The 689-nt window shown below is 53.7% G+C and carries 1 rRNA gene; it reads right to left on the bottom strand.

Annotation, left to right across the window (positions count from 1 at the left end):
• Positions 1 to 563: ribosomal RNA gene (locus H8S64_RS22245) — 23S ribosomal RNA — on the bottom strand; the annotation flags it as partial.
• Positions 564 to 689: the final 126 nt, after the last annotated feature.

Consider the following 689-nt stretch of genomic DNA (forward strand, 5'->3'; position numbering starts at 1 on the left):
GCTCCGACCGCTTGTAGGCGCGCGGGTTCAGGGTCTATTTCACTCCCCGGCTAGGGGTGCTTTTCACCTTTCCCTCGCGGTACTGGTTCACTATCGGTCTCTCGGGAGTATTTAGCCTTACCAGGCGGTCCTGGTGAATTCAGGCAGGATTTCTCGTGTCCCGCCCTACTCGGGATGCCACTGTCTTTAAACGTCTTTACGCGCACGGGGCTATCACCCTCCACGGCTTACCTTTCCAGGTAATTGCGCTTGAACGTTTATCGAGTGTCGTGGTCCCATGACCCCGTTGTCGCCGAAACGGCAACGGTTTGGGCTATTCCCCGTTCGCTCGCCACTACTGGGGGAATCACTGTTGTTTTCTTCTCCTGCGGGTAATGAGATGTTTCAGTTCCCCGCGTTCGCCTCCATTTAGGATGACTGGAATCTATCCAGCCGGGTTGCCCCATTCGGAAATCCACGGGTCAAGGGTTACTTGCACCTCGCCGTGGCCTATCGCGGCTTATCGCGTCCTTCATCGCCTCCGAGAGCCTAGGCATCCACCGCGCGCCCTTGGTTATTCACGTTCGTTAGCGTCGTGTTGTATTTCTACCTTGTCGATGTATCACTACACCGACGGCTCTGTGTTTTTTACTACATTTTTACTTCACGGATTAAATAATCCGTTAACGTTCCAGCATGTCAAAGAACTT

The sequence above is a fragment of the Butyricimonas hominis genome (genome assembly GCF_014287455.1).
Lineage (GTDB): Bacteria > Bacteroidota > Bacteroidia > Bacteroidales > Marinifilaceae > Butyricimonas > Butyricimonas muris.